At 73.3% G+C, this 16751-nt stretch carries 11 protein-coding genes; 7 read left to right on the top strand and 4 right to left on the bottom strand.

The window, feature by feature from the left end; all coding sequences use genetic code 11:
* Nucleotides 1-107: 107 nt before the first annotated feature.
* Nucleotides 108-2648: a M15 family metallopeptidase gene (locus AOA12_RS20670; protein ID WP_054686629.1), complete on the bottom strand. Its 2541-nt coding sequence runs from the start codon at nucleotides 2646-2648 to the stop codon at nucleotides 108-110.
* Between the two features lie 128 nt (nucleotides 2649-2776).
* On the opposite strand from AOA12_RS20670, the gene AOA12_RS20665 reads away from it, so the two are divergent.
* Nucleotides 2777-3820: an Rv2578c family radical SAM protein gene (locus tag AOA12_RS20665; RefSeq protein ID WP_054686628.1), complete on the top strand. Its 1044-nt coding sequence runs from the start codon at nucleotides 2777-2779 to the stop codon at nucleotides 3818-3820.
* A 159-nt stretch (nucleotides 3821-3979) separates the two neighbouring features.
* Here AOA12_RS20665 and AOA12_RS20660 read toward each other — a convergent pair whose 3' ends face one another.
* The 3 genes from AOA12_RS20660 to AOA12_RS20650 form a co-directional block, all read right to left on the bottom strand.
* A complete protein-coding gene (locus tag AOA12_RS20660; protein ID WP_054686627.1) occupies nucleotides 3980-6124 on the bottom strand; it encodes a DEAD/DEAH box helicase in 2145 nt (714 codons plus the stop codon).
* 232 nt (nucleotides 6125-6356) lie between these two features.
* On the bottom strand, nucleotides 6357-6815 hold the full coding sequence (sufU, locus tag AOA12_RS20655) for a Fe-S cluster assembly sulfur transfer protein SufU (RefSeq protein ID WP_054686626.1): 459 nt from the start codon (nucleotides 6813-6815) through the stop codon (nucleotides 6357-6359).
* Entirely contained in the window at nucleotides 6812-8104 is a 1293-nt protein-coding gene (locus AOA12_RS20650; RefSeq protein WP_054686625.1) for a SufS family cysteine desulfurase, read from the bottom strand. Before AOA12_RS20650 ends, sufU begins: the two co-directional genes overlap by 4 nt.
* 297 nt (nucleotides 8105-8401) lie before the next feature.
* Between AOA12_RS20650 and AOA12_RS20645 the strand changes: the two genes are divergently transcribed.
* Genes AOA12_RS20645 through AOA12_RS20620 form a run of 6 tightly spaced genes read left to right on the top strand, consistent with a single transcriptional unit; the run spans nucleotide 8402 to nucleotide 16744 of the window.
* Nucleotides 8402-10156, top strand: a complete 1755-nt coding sequence (locus tag AOA12_RS20645) for an ABC transporter ATP-binding protein (RefSeq protein WP_054686624.1) — start codon at nucleotides 8402-8404, stop codon at nucleotides 10154-10156.
* Entirely contained in the window at nucleotides 10153-11898 is a 1746-nt protein-coding gene (locus AOA12_RS20640) for an ABC transporter ATP-binding protein (RefSeq protein ID WP_054686623.1), read from the top strand. The genes AOA12_RS20645 and AOA12_RS20640 overlap by 4 nt, the downstream gene beginning before the upstream one ends.
* 16 nt (nucleotides 11899-11914) lie before the next feature.
* Nucleotides 11915-13021, top strand: coding sequence for a FecCD family ABC transporter permease (locus AOA12_RS20635; RefSeq protein ID WP_054686622.1), 1107 nt, complete (start codon nucleotides 11915-11917; stop codon nucleotides 13019-13021).
* A gap of 41 nt (nucleotides 13022-13062) precedes the next feature.
* On the top strand, nucleotides 13063-14130 hold the full coding sequence (locus AOA12_RS20630; protein ID WP_054686621.1) for an ABC transporter substrate-binding protein: 1068 nt from the start codon (nucleotides 13063-13065) through the stop codon (nucleotides 14128-14130).
* Nucleotides 14131-14145: 15 nt separating this feature from the next.
* Nucleotides 14146-14922, top strand: a complete 777-nt coding sequence (locus AOA12_RS20625; protein ID WP_054686620.1) for an ABC transporter ATP-binding protein — start codon at nucleotides 14146-14148, stop codon at nucleotides 14920-14922.
* Nucleotides 14923-14935: 13 nt separating this feature from the next.
* Nucleotides 14936-16744 carry an ABC transporter ATP-binding protein gene (locus tag AOA12_RS20620; RefSeq protein ID WP_054686619.1) on the top strand — a complete coding sequence of 603 codons (1809 nt, stop codon included), beginning with the start codon at nucleotides 14936-14938 and terminating at the stop codon, nucleotides 16742-16744.
* Nucleotides 16745-16751 lie beyond the last annotated feature (7 nt).

Raw genomic sequence — 16751 nt, 5'->3', positions numbered from 1 at the left:
CGACGTCGGCTCCGGGTATGCCGTGCTTATTCCCGCGACCGCGGATGCCCGACGCCTGCGCGGCGGCGTCCGGCATCCGCCGACGCCGTCGGGCGCCTCGCCGGGTGTCAGTCGACGTAGTCGGGCGCGGCCGGGAGGCCGAAGAAGTCCTCGAGCGTGCGGTAGCCGCCCTCGGCGTACGCGTGCGCGAGCTCCAGGCCGATGTAGCGCAGGTGCCACGGCTCGGGCATGTAGCCCGTGGTGCCGGTGAAGCCGTCTTCGTACCGCACGATGAACCCGAAGCGCCACGCGTTGACCGCGACCCAGCGGCCCTGGGGCGAGTCGCCGAAGCCCTCGATCGTTCCGCAGCCGCCGTCGCACGCGATGAGGTCGACCGCGAGTCCCGTCTGGTGCTCGCTGTGCCCCGCCCGTGCCGTCGACTCGTCGGCGGACTCGAGACCGTTGGAGGCGGCGTCGTTGTCGTGCAGACGCTGCTGGAACCAGTCGGCCCGCGCCGCGCTCGCGATGCCGAGCTCGCCCGCGCCCTCCGCGATGGATGCCGCGTTCATCTCCGCGAGCGCGGCGTCGACGTCGGCGCGCAGCTCGCCGTCGACGGTGTTGCGCGCCCCCTCCGCGTAGACGAGCTCGGGGAGGTAGCCCGGCTCGGTGATGCCGAACTGCTTGTTCACGACGATCCAGGTGCGGCCGGGCTCGGTGAGGTTCACGCACGGGGCCTCGCCCGAGGCGACGCGGGCGCGGAACGGCCCGCCGCCGCCGAAGGCCGCGATGACGTCGGCATCCGTCCCCTCGGCGAGCGCCGCGATGACCGCGGGGTCGTCGCACGTGACGGCCGGGGCCGCGGACTCGATGACCGGTGCGTCGAGCGCGCCGGCGGTCGGCAGCGGGGCCTCGGGCGTCGCGTCGGAGTGGAGGGGCGCCGACGAGTCCTGCGGCGGCGGAACGTCGGCCGTGCTGCTGTCGCGCGCCGAGAAGGCGCCGGTGATCGCGACGACGGTCACGACGGCGATCGCGGCCACGGCGAGCACGGCCGTGCCGATCGCGAGCGTGCGCGGGGCGACGCGGCGCGCCAGCGGGATCCGCTGGGCGAGCGCCTCCCAGCGCGCCGATGCCCACGGCGCCGCGTTCGGGCTCGCGGGCATCGCGGGAGGGACGGCGAGGAAGCGGCCGTCGGCGAGGTCGTCGTCGAAGCCGGTGAGCGCCGTCGACTCGGTCGCGTTCGCGAAGAGCGCGTTCGCGTCGCGGGAGAGAGAGCTGCCGCCGCGCGCGTCGATGTCGGATGCCGTGAACAGCGCGGCGCGCAGCGACGTGTCGAGCGGCTGCGACGATCCGAAGGCCGGAACCGTGAACGCGGCCGTGCCGACCAGCGGCGAGGTGAGATCGGATGCCGCGTCGGCGTCGGCATGGTCGGTGTCGGCGGTGTTGGCGAGGTCTGGGGCGCCAGCGGCGCCAGCGGCGTCTGCAGGGCGGTGGGGCGTCCGTGCGGCCGCGGGGACGGGGCGGGCGAAGGTCGTGGCGACCCACAGATCGGCGTCGTCGTCGACATCGTCGGCATCCGCGCTCGTCGTCGCGGCGCTCACGGGCGTCGTCGCGGGGCGCGGGTCGCGCTCGCGCTCTTCGCGGGCGGCGCGCTCCCGGTCCTCGCGCTGCCGGGCTTCGCGCTCGCGAGCCTCGTTCTCGGCCGTCTCGCGGGCCTCCCGCTCGGCGCGTGCCTGCTGCTCGCGCCTCGCTCGCTCGAGCGCCTCGAACTCGAGCGCCCGGCGTTCGCGCTCCCGCTGCTCGTGCTCGCGGGCCTCGCGCTCCTGCTGTTCGCGTCGCTCGAGCCGTTCGCGCTGCTCGAGCTCGGCGCGTTCGCGGGTCTCGCGCTCCTCCCGCTCCCGGGCGCGACGCTCGGCGCGCTCCTGCTCCTCGCGCTCTGCGCGTTCGCGTTCCGCCTGCTCGGCGCGTTCGTGCGCTTCCTGCTCTGCGCGTTCGCGCTCCTGCTCCTCGCGCTCGCGTCGCGCGGCCTCCCACTCGGTGCGCTTCTGCGAGGCCCACGACTCCAGCTCGACCGCGTTCCATTGGGCGCGCTTGGCGGCGGTCCACTGCGCGAGCTCCGCGGTGTCGAGCCCGGCGCTCCGCGCCGCCTCGCGCGCCGCCCGTTCGTGCGCCGCCTGCTCGGCCGTGGCGCGTTCTGCCGCGTCACGTGCGTTTTCTGCCGCACGTGACGCGGCTTCGCGTTCGGTCTTCTCCGCGGCCGCACGCTCGGCGCGTTCCGCGGCGTCCTGCGCCGCCCGTTCCGCAGCCTCCTGCTCGGCGGCCGCCCGTTCCGCGGCCACGCGTTCCGCCTCGGCCCGTTCCGCGGCCGCGCGCTCCGTCGTCGCGCGCTCGGCCCGTCTGGCGGCGTCGCGCTCGGCGCGTTCCGCCGCCTGGCGGTCGGCTTCCGCGCGCCGCGCCGCCTCCCACTGGGCGCGCTTCGCGGCCGCCCACGTCTCGATGTCCGACGTGTCGGGCGGGAGCGCGCCGGCGGTCGCCGACGGTCCCGAGCCGGTGTCCGCCGCGCCCGTCGACGCCTCCGCGTGCTCCTGCGCGGCACGTTCGGCCGCCTCGCGTTCGCCCCGCAGCTCGGCCAGCGCGCGCACGTCACGGCGCGACGGATGGGGCTTCGGCATGCCTCTATTGTGACCCCTCTCCCTGAAGCCGGATTCACGAATCGTTTCGCCCGTCGACAGTGATCCACGCTTTCGATGAACATCACGCACGGCTTGCATGAGACTCGATCATATGTTCTACTTGCGACATGCGGTGGCAGGGACAGGCGGCGGGTGCGGAGGACCCCGCGGCGCTGCCCGGGCTCGAGGCGTGGGGCGGTCTCGTGCGCAGCGTGACGACCCCCGAGTTCCGCGGCATGACCTTTCACGAGGTGCTCGCGCGATCGGCGCTCAATCGCGTGCCGGCGGCGTCGGTCATGCCATTCCGCTGGACGATCAACCCCTATCGCGGATGCCAGCACGCCTGCCTCTACTGCTACGCCCGAAACACGCACGAGTACCTCGACCTCGACGCGGGACGCGACTTCGACGAGCAGATCGTGGTCAAGGTCAACGTCGCCGACGTGCTGCGGCGCGAGCTCGCCCGCTCGACGTGGGGCAGGGAGCCCGTCGCGCTCGGCACCAACACCGACCCGTATCAGCGAGCGGAGGGCCGCTATCGGCTCATGCCCGAGATCATCGACGCCCTCGCGGGCAGCGGCACGTCGTTCTCCGTGCTGACGAAGGGCACGCTGCTGCGGCGCGACCTGCCGCTGCTGGCCGACGCCGCGGCATCCGTCGACGTGCGGCTGTCGATGTCGATCGCGATCGCCGACGAGCCGCTGCGCGCGATGCTCGAGCCCGGAGCCCCGTCGTTCGCGGCACGGCTGCACACCGTGCGCGAGGCGGCGGATGCCGGATTCGCCGTCACGGTCTTCCTCATGCCGATCGTGCCGCACCTCACGGACGACCCCGAGGTGCTCGACGACGCCCTCGCACGCATCGCCGCGGCCGGCGCGCGCAGCGTGATCTTCGGAACGATGCACCTGAGGCCCGGGGCGCGGCAGTGGTTCTGGCAGTGGCTCGAGCGCGAGCGTCCCGACCTGCTGCCGGCGTATCGCGGCCTGTACCCGGGTCGTGCGGCGAACGCGCCCGTGGGGTACCGGAAGCAGCTCGCCGCCCGTGTGCGTCCGCTGCTGCGCCGCCACGGCCTCTCGGGCCGCGTCGGCGAGGACGACCTGCCGCGACAGCGCGCCACGACCCCGGGCCCCGTCATCCCGACCCGGCCTCCCGAGCACCCCGTGCTCTTCTGACGCAGCAAGGCGCTGAGCCCCTCGGGGCTCAGCGCCTTGCTGCGTGCGGTCGTCTCGATGCCGCCGAGTCAACCCCCGCGCGCCGAGTCAATCCCCCGCACGCGTGGCGCGGGGGTTGACTCGACGATGGGGGATTGACTCGGCGAGAACGAGAAAGGGTTACGCGGTGACGTCGGCGAGCTGGCGGCCGGCCAGCTCCTCGATGAGGTCGTCGCCGGGGCGGGTCTCCTCGAACGGCGCCTCGATCTCGGCGCGCTTGAGCAGCTCCTGCATGCGACGGCGGCGCTGACGCGTGATGAGCGTGACGACCGTGCCCTCGCGACCCGCGCGGCCCGTGCGGCCCGAGCGGTGCAGGTAGGTCTTGTACTCGTCGGGCGCGTCGGCCTGGATCACGAGGTCGATGTCGTCGACGTGGATGCCGCGGGCCGCGACATCCGTCGCGACGAGCACGCTCACCTTGCCCGACGTGAGCCGCTGCAGGTTGCGCGTGCGCTTGGCCTGGTTGAGGTCGCCGTGCAGGGCGACCGCGGCGATGCCGGCGTCCTCGAACTGTTCGGACAGCATCTCGGCGAAGGCGCGGGTGCGGGCGAAGACGAGCGTCTTGCCGTCGCGGTCGACGAGCGACGAGAGGATCTCGGCCTTGTCGCGGTGGTCGATCACGAGCACGCGGTGATCGATCGTGCCGGTGTCCTGCGTCTCGCCGGCGACCTCGTACACGGCCGGGTCGACGAGGAACTCGTCGACGAGCGCCGCGACCTCGCGGTCGAGGGTCGCCGAGAACAGCAGCTTCTGCGCGCCGTCGGCGACGAGGCGCAGGATGCGCTGCATCGGCTCGAGGAAGCCGAGCTCGCTCATGTGGTCAGCCTCGTCGAGCACGACGATCTGCACCTGCGAGAGGTCGAGCTTGCCCTGGTTCTGCAGGTCTTCGATGCGGCCCGGGGTGCCGATGATGATGTCGACGCCCTTCTTGAGCGCGCCGACCTGGCGGGCCTGCGGCACGCCGCCGTAGATCTGGGTCGTGAACAGGCCGACGCTGCGCGCGAGCGACTGCACGGTGCCGTCGATCTGCAGCGCGAGCTCGCGCGTCGGCGCGAGGATCAGCGCCTTCGGCGAGCGGCCGAACTCGCGACGCTGGCCGGCCTGCGAGCGCAGGATCGACTCCACGAGCGGGGCGCCGAACGCGATCGTCTTGCCCGAGCCGGTGCGTCCGCGCGCGAGCACGTCGCGACCCTCGAGGATCGGGCCGATCGTGGCGGCCTGGATCGGGAAGGGGCTCGGGGCGCCCAGCTCGGCGAGGCGCTGGACGATGTTCTGGCCCAGGCCGAGGTCGGCGAACGACGCCTGCTCGACGGTGCCGGCGTCCACGGCCTCGGCCTGCAGGCGCTCGTGCACGACGTCGACGTGCTCCTCGTGCGCCTTCTGGTCCGCCGCCCAATCCGAACGGTTCGGGCGGTCGTCGCGGCGGGGTGCGCGGTCGTCGCGGAACGAGCGCTGCGGGCGGTCGTCGAACGAGCGACGCGGACGGTCGTCGTACGAGCGGCGGGGGCGGTCGTCGCGGGGGGTGTCGTAACTCCTCCGATCGTCGCGCGCGGGGCGCGAATCGGCGTCGAAACGCCGCGGACGGTCGGAATCGAAGGAGTTTCGGCGGGGCCGGTCGTCGAACGAGCGCTGCGGGCGGTCGTTGCGGTCGAACTCGCGGCGGGGGCGGTCGTCGCGGGCCGGGCGGCTGTCGGCACCGTACTCGCGGCGCGGGCGGTCGGCGTCGTACGAGCGGCGCGGGCGGTCGTCGCCCTGGCGGGGCCGGTCGTCGAAGGAGCGCTGCGGGCGGTCGTTGCGGTCGAACTCGCGACGCGGACGGTCCTCGAACGAGCGGCGGCCGTCGCCCTGGCGCGCGGGACGGTCGTCGCGGCGCGGGCCGTCGTAGCCGCGGCGGTCGTCGCGGGCGGGGCGGCTGTCGGCGTCGAAGCGGCGGGGACGCTCCGCGTCGTACGAGCGGCGCGGGCGGTCGTCGTACTCGCGGCGGGGGCGGTCGTCGAACGAGCGCTCGCCCTGCGCGTGCGGGCGGTGGGTGCGGATGCCGCGGGCCTCGTCGCGGCCCGCGCGCTCCTGCGCGGTCCAGCGCGGCTTGCGCCCCGCCGCCTGCTCGTCGGGGCGGTGGCCGCGGTGACCGGGGCTCTTGCTGCCGGGCTTGCCGGCGGACGACTGACCGGGGCGCCGCTTGGCGTCCTGGTACGGCGTCTTCTTGCCGTAGCGGGGCTCGAAGTCCTGAGCGCGGCCGCCGGCCGGCTTCTTGTTCTTGGGCATGGGTGTGTCCTTCTGGGTTCTCTACGCACGAGAACAGCGCCCGCGCACGCGGGCAACCCGGACAGTCGTCGGCCGGGGCCATTCACAGTGATGGTTCATGCGCGTCGCGATTCGACGCTCACCATCGGCCCCTTGGACTCACAAACCCATCCGCGCACGGCGCGGTGTCCAGAGCCGACCGCACCACTGTACACGCCGCACCTGAGAACCCGCCGGGCGGGCCGTGAGCCGGCTACGCGCGTGCGAGGGCGTCTTCGAGGGCGACCCACGCGAGCATCGCGCACTTGACCCGGGCCGAGAACTTCGACACGCCCGAGAGGGCCGCAGCGTCGGCGAAGGTCTCCTCGTCGAGCGCGATCCGCCCGCGCGAGCGCAGCGCCTCGCGGAAGCCCTCGATGAGGGCGAGCGCCTGCTCGCGCGGCATCCCGTCGTCGCCCGCGTCCTCGGCGACGAGCGCGGCGAGCATCGAGGCGGACGCCTGAGAGATCGAGCAGCCCGTGCCCTCCCACGCGACGGCGGTCACGTGCGAGCCGTCGGCGGACACCTGCGCCTGCAGGGTGACCTCGTCGCCGCAGATCGGGTTCTTCTGGTACGAGATCGCCGAACGCCCGTCGGCGGGATCGATGCCCTTGCCGTGCGGGTGCTTCGAGTGATCGAGGATCAGCTCCTGGTACAGGGAATCGAGGCTCACGAGGCGACTCCGAAGTAGGGACGGATGCCGCGGACGCCCTCGAGGAACGCGTCCACGTCGTCGTCGGTGTTGTACAGCGCCGCCGACGCGCGCACGGACGCCGTCATCCCGAACCGGCGGTGCAGCGGCGCGGCGCAGTGGTGGCCCACGCGCACGGCGACCCCGCGCGCGTCGAGGTACTGCCCCGCGTCGTGCGCGTGCACGCCCTCGACGTCGAACGCCCACAGGCCCACGCGTTCCGCGGCGGCGTCGCCGAGCAGGCGGATGCCGAGGATCTCGGCGAGCCCCTCGCGCATGCGCGCCGCGAGCCGCTGCTCGTGCGCGTGCACGGCGTCGAGGCCCACGCCCTGCAGGTAACGCACGGCCGCGGCGAGCCCGATCGCGGGGCCGACCGGCTGCGTGCCCGCCTCGAACCGCTGCGGCGGCGGCAGGTACTCGGCGTCGTCGAGCGTGACGGTCGTGATCATCGACCCGCCCGTGAGGAACGGCGGCAGCGCCTCGAGCACGTCGGCGCGGCCATAGAGTCCGCCGACGCCGTAGGGGCCGAGCATCTTGTGCCCGCTGAACACGGCGAGGTCGACGCCGAGCGCCGGCAGGTCGAGCGGGACGTGCGGCGCCGACTGGCAGGCATCCATCACCGTCGTCGCGCCGATGCGCTGCGCGAGGGCGATCAGCTCCGCGGCGGGGTTGACGATGCCGAGCACGTTGGACACGTGCGTGAAGGCGACGATGCGCGTGCGGTCGTCGATGAGCCGCGCGGCGGCCTCGAGGTCGAGCGTGCCGTCGTCGAAGACGGGGATGTGCGCGAGCGTCGCGCCCGTGCGCGCCGCGAGCTCCTGCCAGGGGATGAGGTTGGCGTGGTGCTCGATCTCGGTCACGACGATGCGGTCGCCGGGAGCGAGTGCGAAGCGCGCGGATGCCGGGGCGCCGCGTCCGGCCGACGCGTTGCCGATCGCGTAGGCGACGAGGTTGAGGCCCATGGTCGCGCCGCTCGTCCAGACGAGCTGCTCGGGCGCCGCGCCGATGAAGCCGGCGACCGTCGCCCGGGCGTCTTCGAACAGATCGGTCGCCTCGGCCGCGAGGGTGTGCGCGCCGCGGTGCACGGCCGCGTTGGCGTGGGTGAGGAAGTCGCGCTCGGCGTCGAGCACCGCGGTCGGCTTCTGGCTCGTCGCGGCCGAGTCCAGGTAGACGAGCGGGTGGTCGCCGATGCGCTCGCCGAGGATCGGGAAGTCGGCGCGCAGCGCCGCGGCGTCGAGGGGCGCGGCCGGGGCGACGGGGATGGTGCTCACCCTTCTAGGGTACGGCGGGCCGCGGGTTCTGGCTCGAGGAATACTCCCCCTGGTATCCCTTATGACGGGCCGGCGCCATCCCCAAGATCGGGGATAGGTGAGGCTGGCCTAAATCAATAGAGTCGAGCAGAGGTCGAGCAAGGGTCGAGCAGGTCGGCGCGTTCCGCCGGCTGAGCGCGCGCCGCCGCCGGCGAGGCCCGGCGACCGCCGACGGACGGCGCGGATTCCCGCTGGTTCCTGCTGATAGGTTTAATGGTAATGATTCTCAGTACGTCTCCTTCGAGAGCCCCCGAGCGCATGACGTTCTGGCGTCTCGCCAAGGCCGAGCGCCCGGCGATCGTCGGCGCGGGCGTCTTCGGCGCCCTGGGCGCCCTCGTCAAGGTGGCGCAGGCCGTGATCGTGCTGCTGCTCCTGCGCCAGCTCGACGGCTGGAGGGTCACCGGCGACGGCGCGGCGACCGCGTGGGCGCTCGTGCTCGTGCTGATCACCGCCACTCTCGCGGGCGAGCTCCTCACCCGCGAGGCGTCGAAGATCGCGCACCACGCCGACAACCGCTTCGGGCGCTCGCTGCGCCACCGCCAGATCACGCATCTGCAGCGACTGCCGCTCGACTGGTTCGCCCGCAACGGCTCGGGGCGTGTCAAGAAGTTCGTGCAGGATGATGTCTTCCGCGTGCACGAGCTGGTCGCGCACCTGGTGCCCGACCTCACGGCATCCGTCGTCACGCCCCTCGTGAGCCTTGCGCTGCTGTTCTGGTGGGACCCGGTGCTCGGCCTCATCGCGCTCGTTCCGCTCACGCTCGCGGCGCTCGCCCTGCCGATGGTGCTGCGCGGCCGCGACGAGCGGGCCCGCGACTACGCCGCGCGTCTCGGCGACCTCAACGCGGCGGTCGTCGAGCTCATCCGCGGCATCGAGCCGATCAAGCTGTTCGGCGCGCAGGAGCGCGGCTACCCGCGGTTCGCCCGGGCATCCCGGGCGATGGCCCGTTCCTACGAGGCGTGGGTGCACGCGACCCGCGGCGGGTTCGCGCTCATCGGCGCCTTCACCTCGCCGGCGTTCGCGGTCGCCGTCATGGGCGTCGGCGGGGCGTGGGCGGTGCTGACGACGGGCCTCGACCCGCTGCTGGTCGTGCCCGCGCTCATCCTCGCGGCGGGCCTGTCGGCTCCGCTCTCGCTCGCGGTCGGCATGATCCAGCAGTTCCGCAACGCGAACGCGGCGGCCTCCGATCTGAACGAGTTCTTCGAGCTGCCGCAGCAGCCGGAGGGGGAAGGGACAGACGGCGAGATCGTCGGCGCGCGAGAGGCCGCGGTCGAGGTGGATGCCGTCACCTTCCGCTACCCCGACGGTCCCGTCGCGATCGACGGCATGAGCCTCACCCTGAGGCCGGGCACGCTCACCGCGCTGGTCGGCCCCTCGGGGTCGGGCAAGTCGACCTTCGCCGCGCTGCTGCCGCGCCTGCTCGACCCCGACGCGGGAGCCGTGCGCCTGGGCGGCGTCGACCTGCGGGAGATCGGCGGCCCGACCCTCTACGACGCGGTCGCCTTCGTCTTCCAGCAGCCCTACATGTTCCGCATGTCGGTGCGGGACAACATCGCGCTCACCCGTCCCGACGCGACCGACGACGAGGTGCGCGCCGCCGCGGAGGCCGCGCAGATCCACCGTCGCATCCTCGAGCTGCCCCTCGGCTACGACAGCATCGTGGGCGTGGACGCCCAGCTCTCGGGCGGCGAGCAGCAGCGACTCTCCATCGCCCGTGCGCTGCTCACCGACGCCCCCGTGCTCGTGCTCGACGAGGCGACCGCGTACGCCGATCCCGACTCCGAGGCCGCCGTGCAGCGCGCCCTGTCGGTGCTGACCCGCGACCGCACGGTGCTCGCGATCGCGCACCGTCTGCACACCGTCACGGGCGCCGACCAGATCGCGGTGCTCGACGGCGGTCGCATCGTCGAGGTCGGCGCGCACGACGAGCTGCTCGCGGCGGGCGGCGGCTACGCCCGCACCTGGGGCGCCTACGCCGGTGCCCGGGAACGGCTGAAGGGGGTATCGGCATGATCCGCACGCTCCTGCGCCTGGGCAGCGGGGAGACGCGCCGGTCGCTGTGGCTGCTGCTCGTGCTCGTGACGCTCGCCGCGGTGCTGGTGGCCGCGATCCTCGCCCTGCTCGTGCCGCTCATCGAAGCGCTGCTCTCGCCCGCGGGCTCCGCCCCGCGCGATCGCGCACCCGCGATCGCGACGTGGATCGCGGCGCTCGGCGTCGCCTTCGTCGCCCTGGAGTGGGTGATCAGCATGATCGTCACGCGCGGCGCGATGCAGCAGATCGTGCGCCTGCACGCCGTGATGGCCGAGCACATCGTGCGCCTCCCGCTCGGCTGGTTCACGGCCGAGCGGGCCGGCGGCGTCGCGGCGGTCGCGGCCCGCGGCATCCCCATGGTCGCCAAGGCGCCCAGCGGACTCGTGCGCAGCATGGCGCGCGGGCTGCTCGCGCCGGCCCTCACGGTCGCCGCGCTGTGCGTCTTCGACCCCGTCGTCGGAGGGCTCGCGGTGCTCGGCGTTCTCGCGGTCGTCATCGTCTACCGGCGCGTCCACCGCGCGAACCATCTCATCGAGCGCGAGGTCGACCGTACCAACGACGAGGGCAGCGCCCGCATCCTCGAGTTCGCCCAGCACCAGCCCGCCGTGCGCGCGGCGGGTCGCGACTCCCTCGCCGAGCGCGCGGTGCGCGCGTCGGTCGACGACCAGGCGGCGGCGAAGCGCGTCTCCGAAGACCGGCGCGGGTGGGGCAACACGATGATGAACCTCACCGTGTACGCGTTCCTGGCGCTGAGCACGGTGGCCGCCACCGCCCGTCTGTTCACGGGGGCGCTCGCCTTCGAGGCCTACGTCGCGCTCGTCGTCGTGCTCACGGTGCTCGCCGGCATGGTGCTGCGCTCGCTCCCCTTCGGGCGCGGGATCGAGCTCTCGAAGAACGTGCTCGCCGACCTCGACGCCATCCTGTCATCCTCCGTGCTGCCCGAGCCCGACGAGGCGACGGCGCAGCGGCCGAAGGATGCCGGCATCGCCTTCGAGCACGTCGACTTCGGCTACGCGCCGGGCCGGCCGGTGCTGCGCGACGTCTCCATCCGCGTTCCCGCCGGCCGCACGACCGCGATCGTCGGTCCCAGCGGGTCGGGCAAGAGCACGCTGCTGCGCCTCATCGCCCGGTTCTGGGACGTCGACGGCGGCGCCGTCCGCATCGGCGGCGCCGACGTGCGGCACGTGCGCGGCGGCGACCTGCTCGGCGGCCTCTCCATGGTGTTCCAGGAGGTCTACCTGTTCGAGGGCGGCCTGCTGGACAACATCCGCCTCGGCCGGCCCGGTGCGAGCGACGACGAGGCGCGCCGGGCAGCCGACCTCGCCGGCGTGACCGAGATCGCCGCGCGGCTGCCGAAGGGCTTCGACACCCCGGTCGGTGCCGGGGGAGCGACGCTGTCGGGCGGTGAGCGGCAGCGCCTCTCGATCGCGCGCGCACTGCTCAAGGACGCCCCGATCCTGCTGCTCGACGAGGCCACCTCGGCGCTCGACATCGAGAACGAGCAGCTCATCCAGCGCGGTCTCGCGGCGCTGCGCGGCGAGAGGACCGTGGTCATGGTCGCGCACCGGCTGAGCTTCATCCGCGACGCCGACCACATCGTCGTGCTCGACGGCCGGGGCGGCGTCGAGGCGCAGGGAGGCCACGACGAGCTGCTCGCGCAGAGCCCCACCTACGCGCGGTTCTGCAGCGAGCGCACGGAGGCGACGGAATGGACGCTGCGATGAGAGGGCGGGCGGCACGATGAGCACGACGACGAGAGACGCCGAACGGGGCGTCGCGATCGCCGGGGAGGAGCCGAACCTGAAGGCGGTGCACCGCGGCCGCGGCCGGGTGCTGCGCATGGTGCTGCTCGGGGTGTTCGTGATCGCCGCGGCGATCGTGTCGCTCGGCATCGGCCCCTCGCCCATCGACCCCGCGACGGTGCTGCGCATCCTCTGGTGGGGTGCGACGGGCTGGGGCGATCCGGAGACCTGGGCCACGGCGCAGCAGACCATCGTGCTCGACATCCGCCTGCCGCGCGTGCTCGTCGGCCTGCTCGCGGGCGCCGCGCTCGCCGCCACCGGGGCCACGCTGCAGTCGCTGGTGCGCAACCCCCTCGCCGACCCCTACATCCTGGGCGTGAGCGCCGGCGCGTCGACGGGCGCCGCCGCGGCGATCCTGTTCGGCACCGCGCTGTTCGCGACGTCGCTCGGCCTCGCGGCGAGCGCGTTCGTGGGGGCCGCGGTCGCGACGGGCATCGTGCTGCTGCTGTCCCATGCCGGCGGGCGGCCCACCTCGATGCGCCTGCTGCTGGCCGGGGTGACGGTCGGCTATCTGCTGCAGGCCGGCACGAGCTTCCTCATCTTCGCGTCCGACACGGCCGAGGGCGCCCGCTCGGTCATGTTCTGGCTGCTCGGATCGCTCGCGATGTCGTCGCCCTCGTCGCTCGGCGTCATGGCCGTCGTGATCGTGCTCGGCATCGCCGTGCTGATCGGATCGGCGCGGGGCCTCGACGCCCTCGACCTCGGAGACGAGACGGCCGAGACGCTCGGCATCCGCCCCGATCGCCTGCGTCGTCGCCTGCTGCTGCTGAGCGCCGCGCTCGTCGGGGTGACGGTCTCGGTCGTCGGCGCGATCGGCTTCGTCGGCCTCGTGGTGCCGCACCTCGCGCGGCGCGCGGTCGGATCGCCGCACCGCATCCTCATCCCCACGGCCGCGCTGCTCGGCGCCGGATTCCTCGTCGTGAGCGACGTGGCCGCGCGCATGGTGCTGGTGCCGCAGGAGCTGCCGATCGGCATCGTCACCGCGCTCGTCGGCACGCCGCTGCTCGTGCGGCACGTCGCGCGCATGCGCGACGGCGCCGTCTGAACCCCCGCAACACCCCTTCCCCGCAACCCAGAGAGAGAAGCATGACGCTCACCTTCGCCCCTTCGACGACCCGCTCACTGCTGCGCCGCGGCGCCGCCGGCGTCGCCCTCGTCGGTCTCGCACTGTCGGTCTCGGCGTGCGCAAACGCTGCCCCCGACGACGCCGCCGCCGGGAACGCCGCCGAGACGGCCGCCACCGAGACCGCGGATGCCGCCGCTCCCGCCGAGACGGCCGCCTACCCGGTCACGGTCGACAACTGCGGGGACGACCTCGTGATCGAGGCGCAGCCCGAGAAGGTCATGGTGCTCACCACCGTTCCGCTCGGCTCGATCGAGGCCGCGGGCGGTCTCGAGCAGGTCACCGAGTACTCCGGCAAGTTCTCCGGAGACTGGTTCAGCGACGACATCCGCGCGCACTTCGCCGACATCGAGCCGCTCACCGAGAAGGTCATCCAGGCCGACCTGACGCGGGAGGCGATCGTCGAGTTCGCGCCCGACCTGGTGATCGGGTCGAACGGCCAGACCATCAATCCTCAGACGCTCGCCGAGGTCGGCATCCCCATGTACGTGCTGCCCGCATGGTGCCCGAACGCGCCCCAGACGGTGAGCTTCGACGACGCCTACGCGCAGGTCGAGGTGTTCGGCCGGATCTTCGGGCACCCCGATGCGGCGGCCGCCTCGGTCGACGACATGAAGGCGCGCGTCGCGGCGGCCTCGGCCGACGTCGGCGATCTCGCGACGGCGGCGTTCATCTGGCCCGACAAGACCGGCGTGCTCAAGAGCTACGGCGCCGGCAGCGTGGCGACGTCGCAGCTGGAGGTGCTCGGGCTGAGCAACGTGTTCGGCGACGAGAAAGGCCGCGGCTTCGACATCAGCATCGAGTCGCTCGTGGCGCAGGACCCCGATGTGATCGTCGTCGTGTATCCCGAGGACGGCACGGCCGAGGCCGCCATCGACGCGCTGCGCGCCGTGCCGGGCGCCGACGCGCTCACGGCGCTGAAGGAGGACCGGCTGCTCACGACGCAGCCGGCGATGATCGACCCCGCGGGCGCATACTCCGTCGTGGGTCTGGAGCGCCTGGCCGGGCAGCTCGCCGGCCTGAGCAAGTAGCGGGGAGGGCCGACGATGATCGAGGTGAGGGGCGCGGTCGTGCGCTTCGGCGACAAGACCGCTGTCCGGGAGGCGAGCGTGCGCGTCGACGACGGCCGCATCCTCGGCATCGTCGGCCCGAACGGCAGCGGCAAGACGACGCTGCTGCGCGTCATGGCCGGGCTGCAGAAGTGCGAGCGGGGAGACGTGCGCATCGACGACGTCACATGGGGCGCGGGCGACGCCCGCCCGAAGCAGCTCGGGCATCGGGTGGCTCTCGTGGCGCAGCACCAGGACTCCCCGGGTCAGCTGCGCGTGATCGAGTCGGTCATGCTCGGACGCATCGCCCAGCGCGGGCCGTGGGCGAGCTTCACCGACGACGACTGGCAGGTCGCGGCGCAGTCTCTGCGCCGCGTGCAGGCCATGCACCTCGTCGAGCGCACGGTGAGCACCCTGTCGGGCGGAGAGCGGCAGCGCGTCGCCCTGGCGCGAGCGCTCACGCAGGGCGCGCCGCATCTGCTGCTCGACGAGCCGACGAACCACCTCGACGTGCGCTTCCAGCACGAGCTGCTCGATCTCGTCGCCGAGCTGGGCGTCACGGCCGTGGCCGTGCTGCACGACCTCAACCTCGCCGGCCGGTACTGTCACACGCTCTCCGTGATGCAGGAGGGCGCGGTCGTCGCCGCGGGCCGGCCCGGCGAGGTGCTCGTGCCGGAGCTCATCAGCTCCGTCTACGGGATCGAGGTCGCCCGCCACGACTGGAAGGGCAACCCGCACCTGTACTTCGCGCCGGGGCGCGCGATGGCATCCTGACCCGCGTCCTCCGATGAGCACTCGCGACATCCCCTCCGCCGCCGACGCGCTCTCCGGAAAGGAGAGCGCGCGCCTGCGCGACGGCATCCGCATCCTCGGCGTCGCCGTGCGCGAGCAGCCCGGCGTGTTCCTCGTCGCGACCGTCGCGAGCGTGCTCTTCGGCGCGCTCACCTCGCTCGACGCCTGGGCGCTCGGCTGGGCGACCGAAGACGTGCTGCTGCCCGCGTTCGCGACCGGCGAGGTCGTGCCGGGGCACCTCGTGGCCGCCGTGCTCGTCGTCTTCGTGGGTCTGGCGATCCTGCGCGCCGTCGGCATCTTCGGCCGCTGGCTCGGCGCGAAGGTCATGCAGTTCCGCCTGCAGTCGAGCTATCGGCGACGCGTCACGGCCCAGTATCTGAGAAAGCCGATGTCGTGGCATCGCAGCCGGCCGACGGGACAGCTGCTCTCCAACGCCAATTCCGACGTCGAGACGGCGTGGATGCCGCTGTCCGAGCTGCCGATGGCGGTCGGGATCGCGACGATGCTCGTCTTCGCCGTCGTGCAGATGCTCGTGATCGATCCGATCATGGCGGTCGTCGGCCTGCTCGTGTTCCCCGCCGTCGCGCTCGTCACGATCCTCAACCACCGGTTCTCCGCTCCGCTCACCTCGAGGCTGCAGGTGCTGCGCGCCGAGCTCAGCGACATCGCCCACGAGTCCTTCGACGGCGCGCTCGTCGTGAAGACGCTGGGGCGTGCGGATGCCGAGACGGCGCGCTTCGCCGCCAAGGTCGACGAGGTGCGCGACATCGGCGTGCGGATCGGCCGGCTCCGGGCCCTCTTCGAGCCCGCGCTGGAGGCGATCCCGTCGCTCGGCGTGCTGCTGGTGCTCGGCATCGGCGGGGTGCAGGTCGCCGCCGGGCGGATCACCGCGGGCGACGTCGTCACGATCGCCTATCTGCTCGCCGTGGCATCCACGCCCCTGCGGTCGCTGGGCTGGCTGTTCGGCGGTTTTCCGGCATCCGTCGCGGGCTACGCGCGCGTGCGCGCGGTGCTCGACGAGCAGGATGCCGTCGGCTACGGCTCGCGCACGCTGCCGGAGGCCGGGCGCGGCGCCGCCGTGCGCCTCGTCGACGTCGGCGTCTCGTATGACGGTCACGAGGTGCTGACCGGGGTGGACGTGGAGGTGCCGCCGGGCCGCTGCGTCGCGCTCGTCGGCGAGACCGCGGCGGGCAAGAGCACGTTCACGACGTTGCTCGCGCGCCTGGCCGACCCCGACCGCGGAGCCGTCGAGATCGACGGCGTCGACGTGCGGGAGCTGCGGCACGGCGAGCTCGCCCGGCACGTCGCGCTCGTGCCGCAGAGCCCGTTCGTCTTCGAGGACTCCGTCTACGGCAACATCGCTCTCGATCGGGAGGTCCCGCGCCAGGAGGTGTGGGAGGCCCTGCGCACCGTGCAGGCCGACGGGTTCGTCGCGGCGCTCCCCGAGGGGCTCGACACGAGGCTCGGCGAGCGCGGGACGACGCTCTCGGGAGGTCAGCGACAGCGCATCGCGCTCGCGCGCGCCCTCGTCCGCCGGCCGCGCCTGCTCGTGCTCGACGATGCGACGAGCGCGATCGACCCCGCGGTCGAGGCGCGCATCCTCGCCTCGCTGCGCTCGTCGCTCGGCGGTGCGACCCTCGTCATGGTCGCGTATCGCAGAGCGACGGTTGCGCTCGCCGACGAGGTGCTGTATCTGCGGGGCGGCGCCATCGCCGCGCGCGGAACGCACGCCCAGCTGCTGGCGGACAGCCCGGGATACGCGCGGCTGCTCAACGCCTACGACCACGGGGCGGAGAACGCGTGAGCGAGGG

The organism is Microbacterium sp. No. 7 (genome assembly GCF_001314225.1).
Lineage (GTDB): Bacteria > Actinomycetota > Actinomycetes > Actinomycetales > Microbacteriaceae > Microbacterium.
Note: the sequence above shows the minus strand (reverse complement) of the source record. Positions and strands in the feature narration are given on the sequence as shown.

Bases quoted from the DNA above. Each gene is read 5' to 3' on its own strand.
- AOA12_RS20670 (WP_054686629.1), bottom strand. From the start codon at position 2,648: ATGCCGAAGCCCCATCCGTCGCGCCGTGACGTGCGCGCGCTGGCCGAG.
- AOA12_RS20665 (WP_054686628.1), top strand. From the start codon at position 2,777: ATGCGGTGGCAGGGACAGGCGGCGGGTGCGGAGGACCCCGCGGCGCTG.
- AOA12_RS20660 (WP_054686627.1), bottom strand. From the start codon at position 6,124: ATGCCCAAGAACAAGAAGCCGGCCGGCGGCCGCGCTCAGGACTTCGAG.
- AOA12_RS20645 (WP_054686624.1), top strand. From the start codon at position 8,402: ATGACGTTCTGGCGTCTCGCCAAGGCCGAGCGCCCGGCGATCGTCGGC.
- AOA12_RS20640 (WP_054686623.1), top strand. From the start codon at position 10,153: ATGATCCGCACGCTCCTGCGCCTGGGCAGCGGGGAGACGCGCCGGTCG.
- AOA12_RS20635 (WP_054686622.1), top strand. From the start codon at position 11,915: ATGAGCACGACGACGAGAGACGCCGAACGGGGCGTCGCGATCGCCGGG.
- AOA12_RS20630 (WP_054686621.1), top strand. From the start codon at position 13,063: ATGACGCTCACCTTCGCCCCTTCGACGACCCGCTCACTGCTGCGCCGC.
- AOA12_RS20625 (WP_054686620.1), top strand. From the start codon at position 14,146: ATGATCGAGGTGAGGGGCGCGGTCGTGCGCTTCGGCGACAAGACCGCT.
- AOA12_RS20620 (WP_054686619.1), top strand. From the start codon at position 14,936: ATGAGCACTCGCGACATCCCCTCCGCCGCCGACGCGCTCTCCGGAAAG.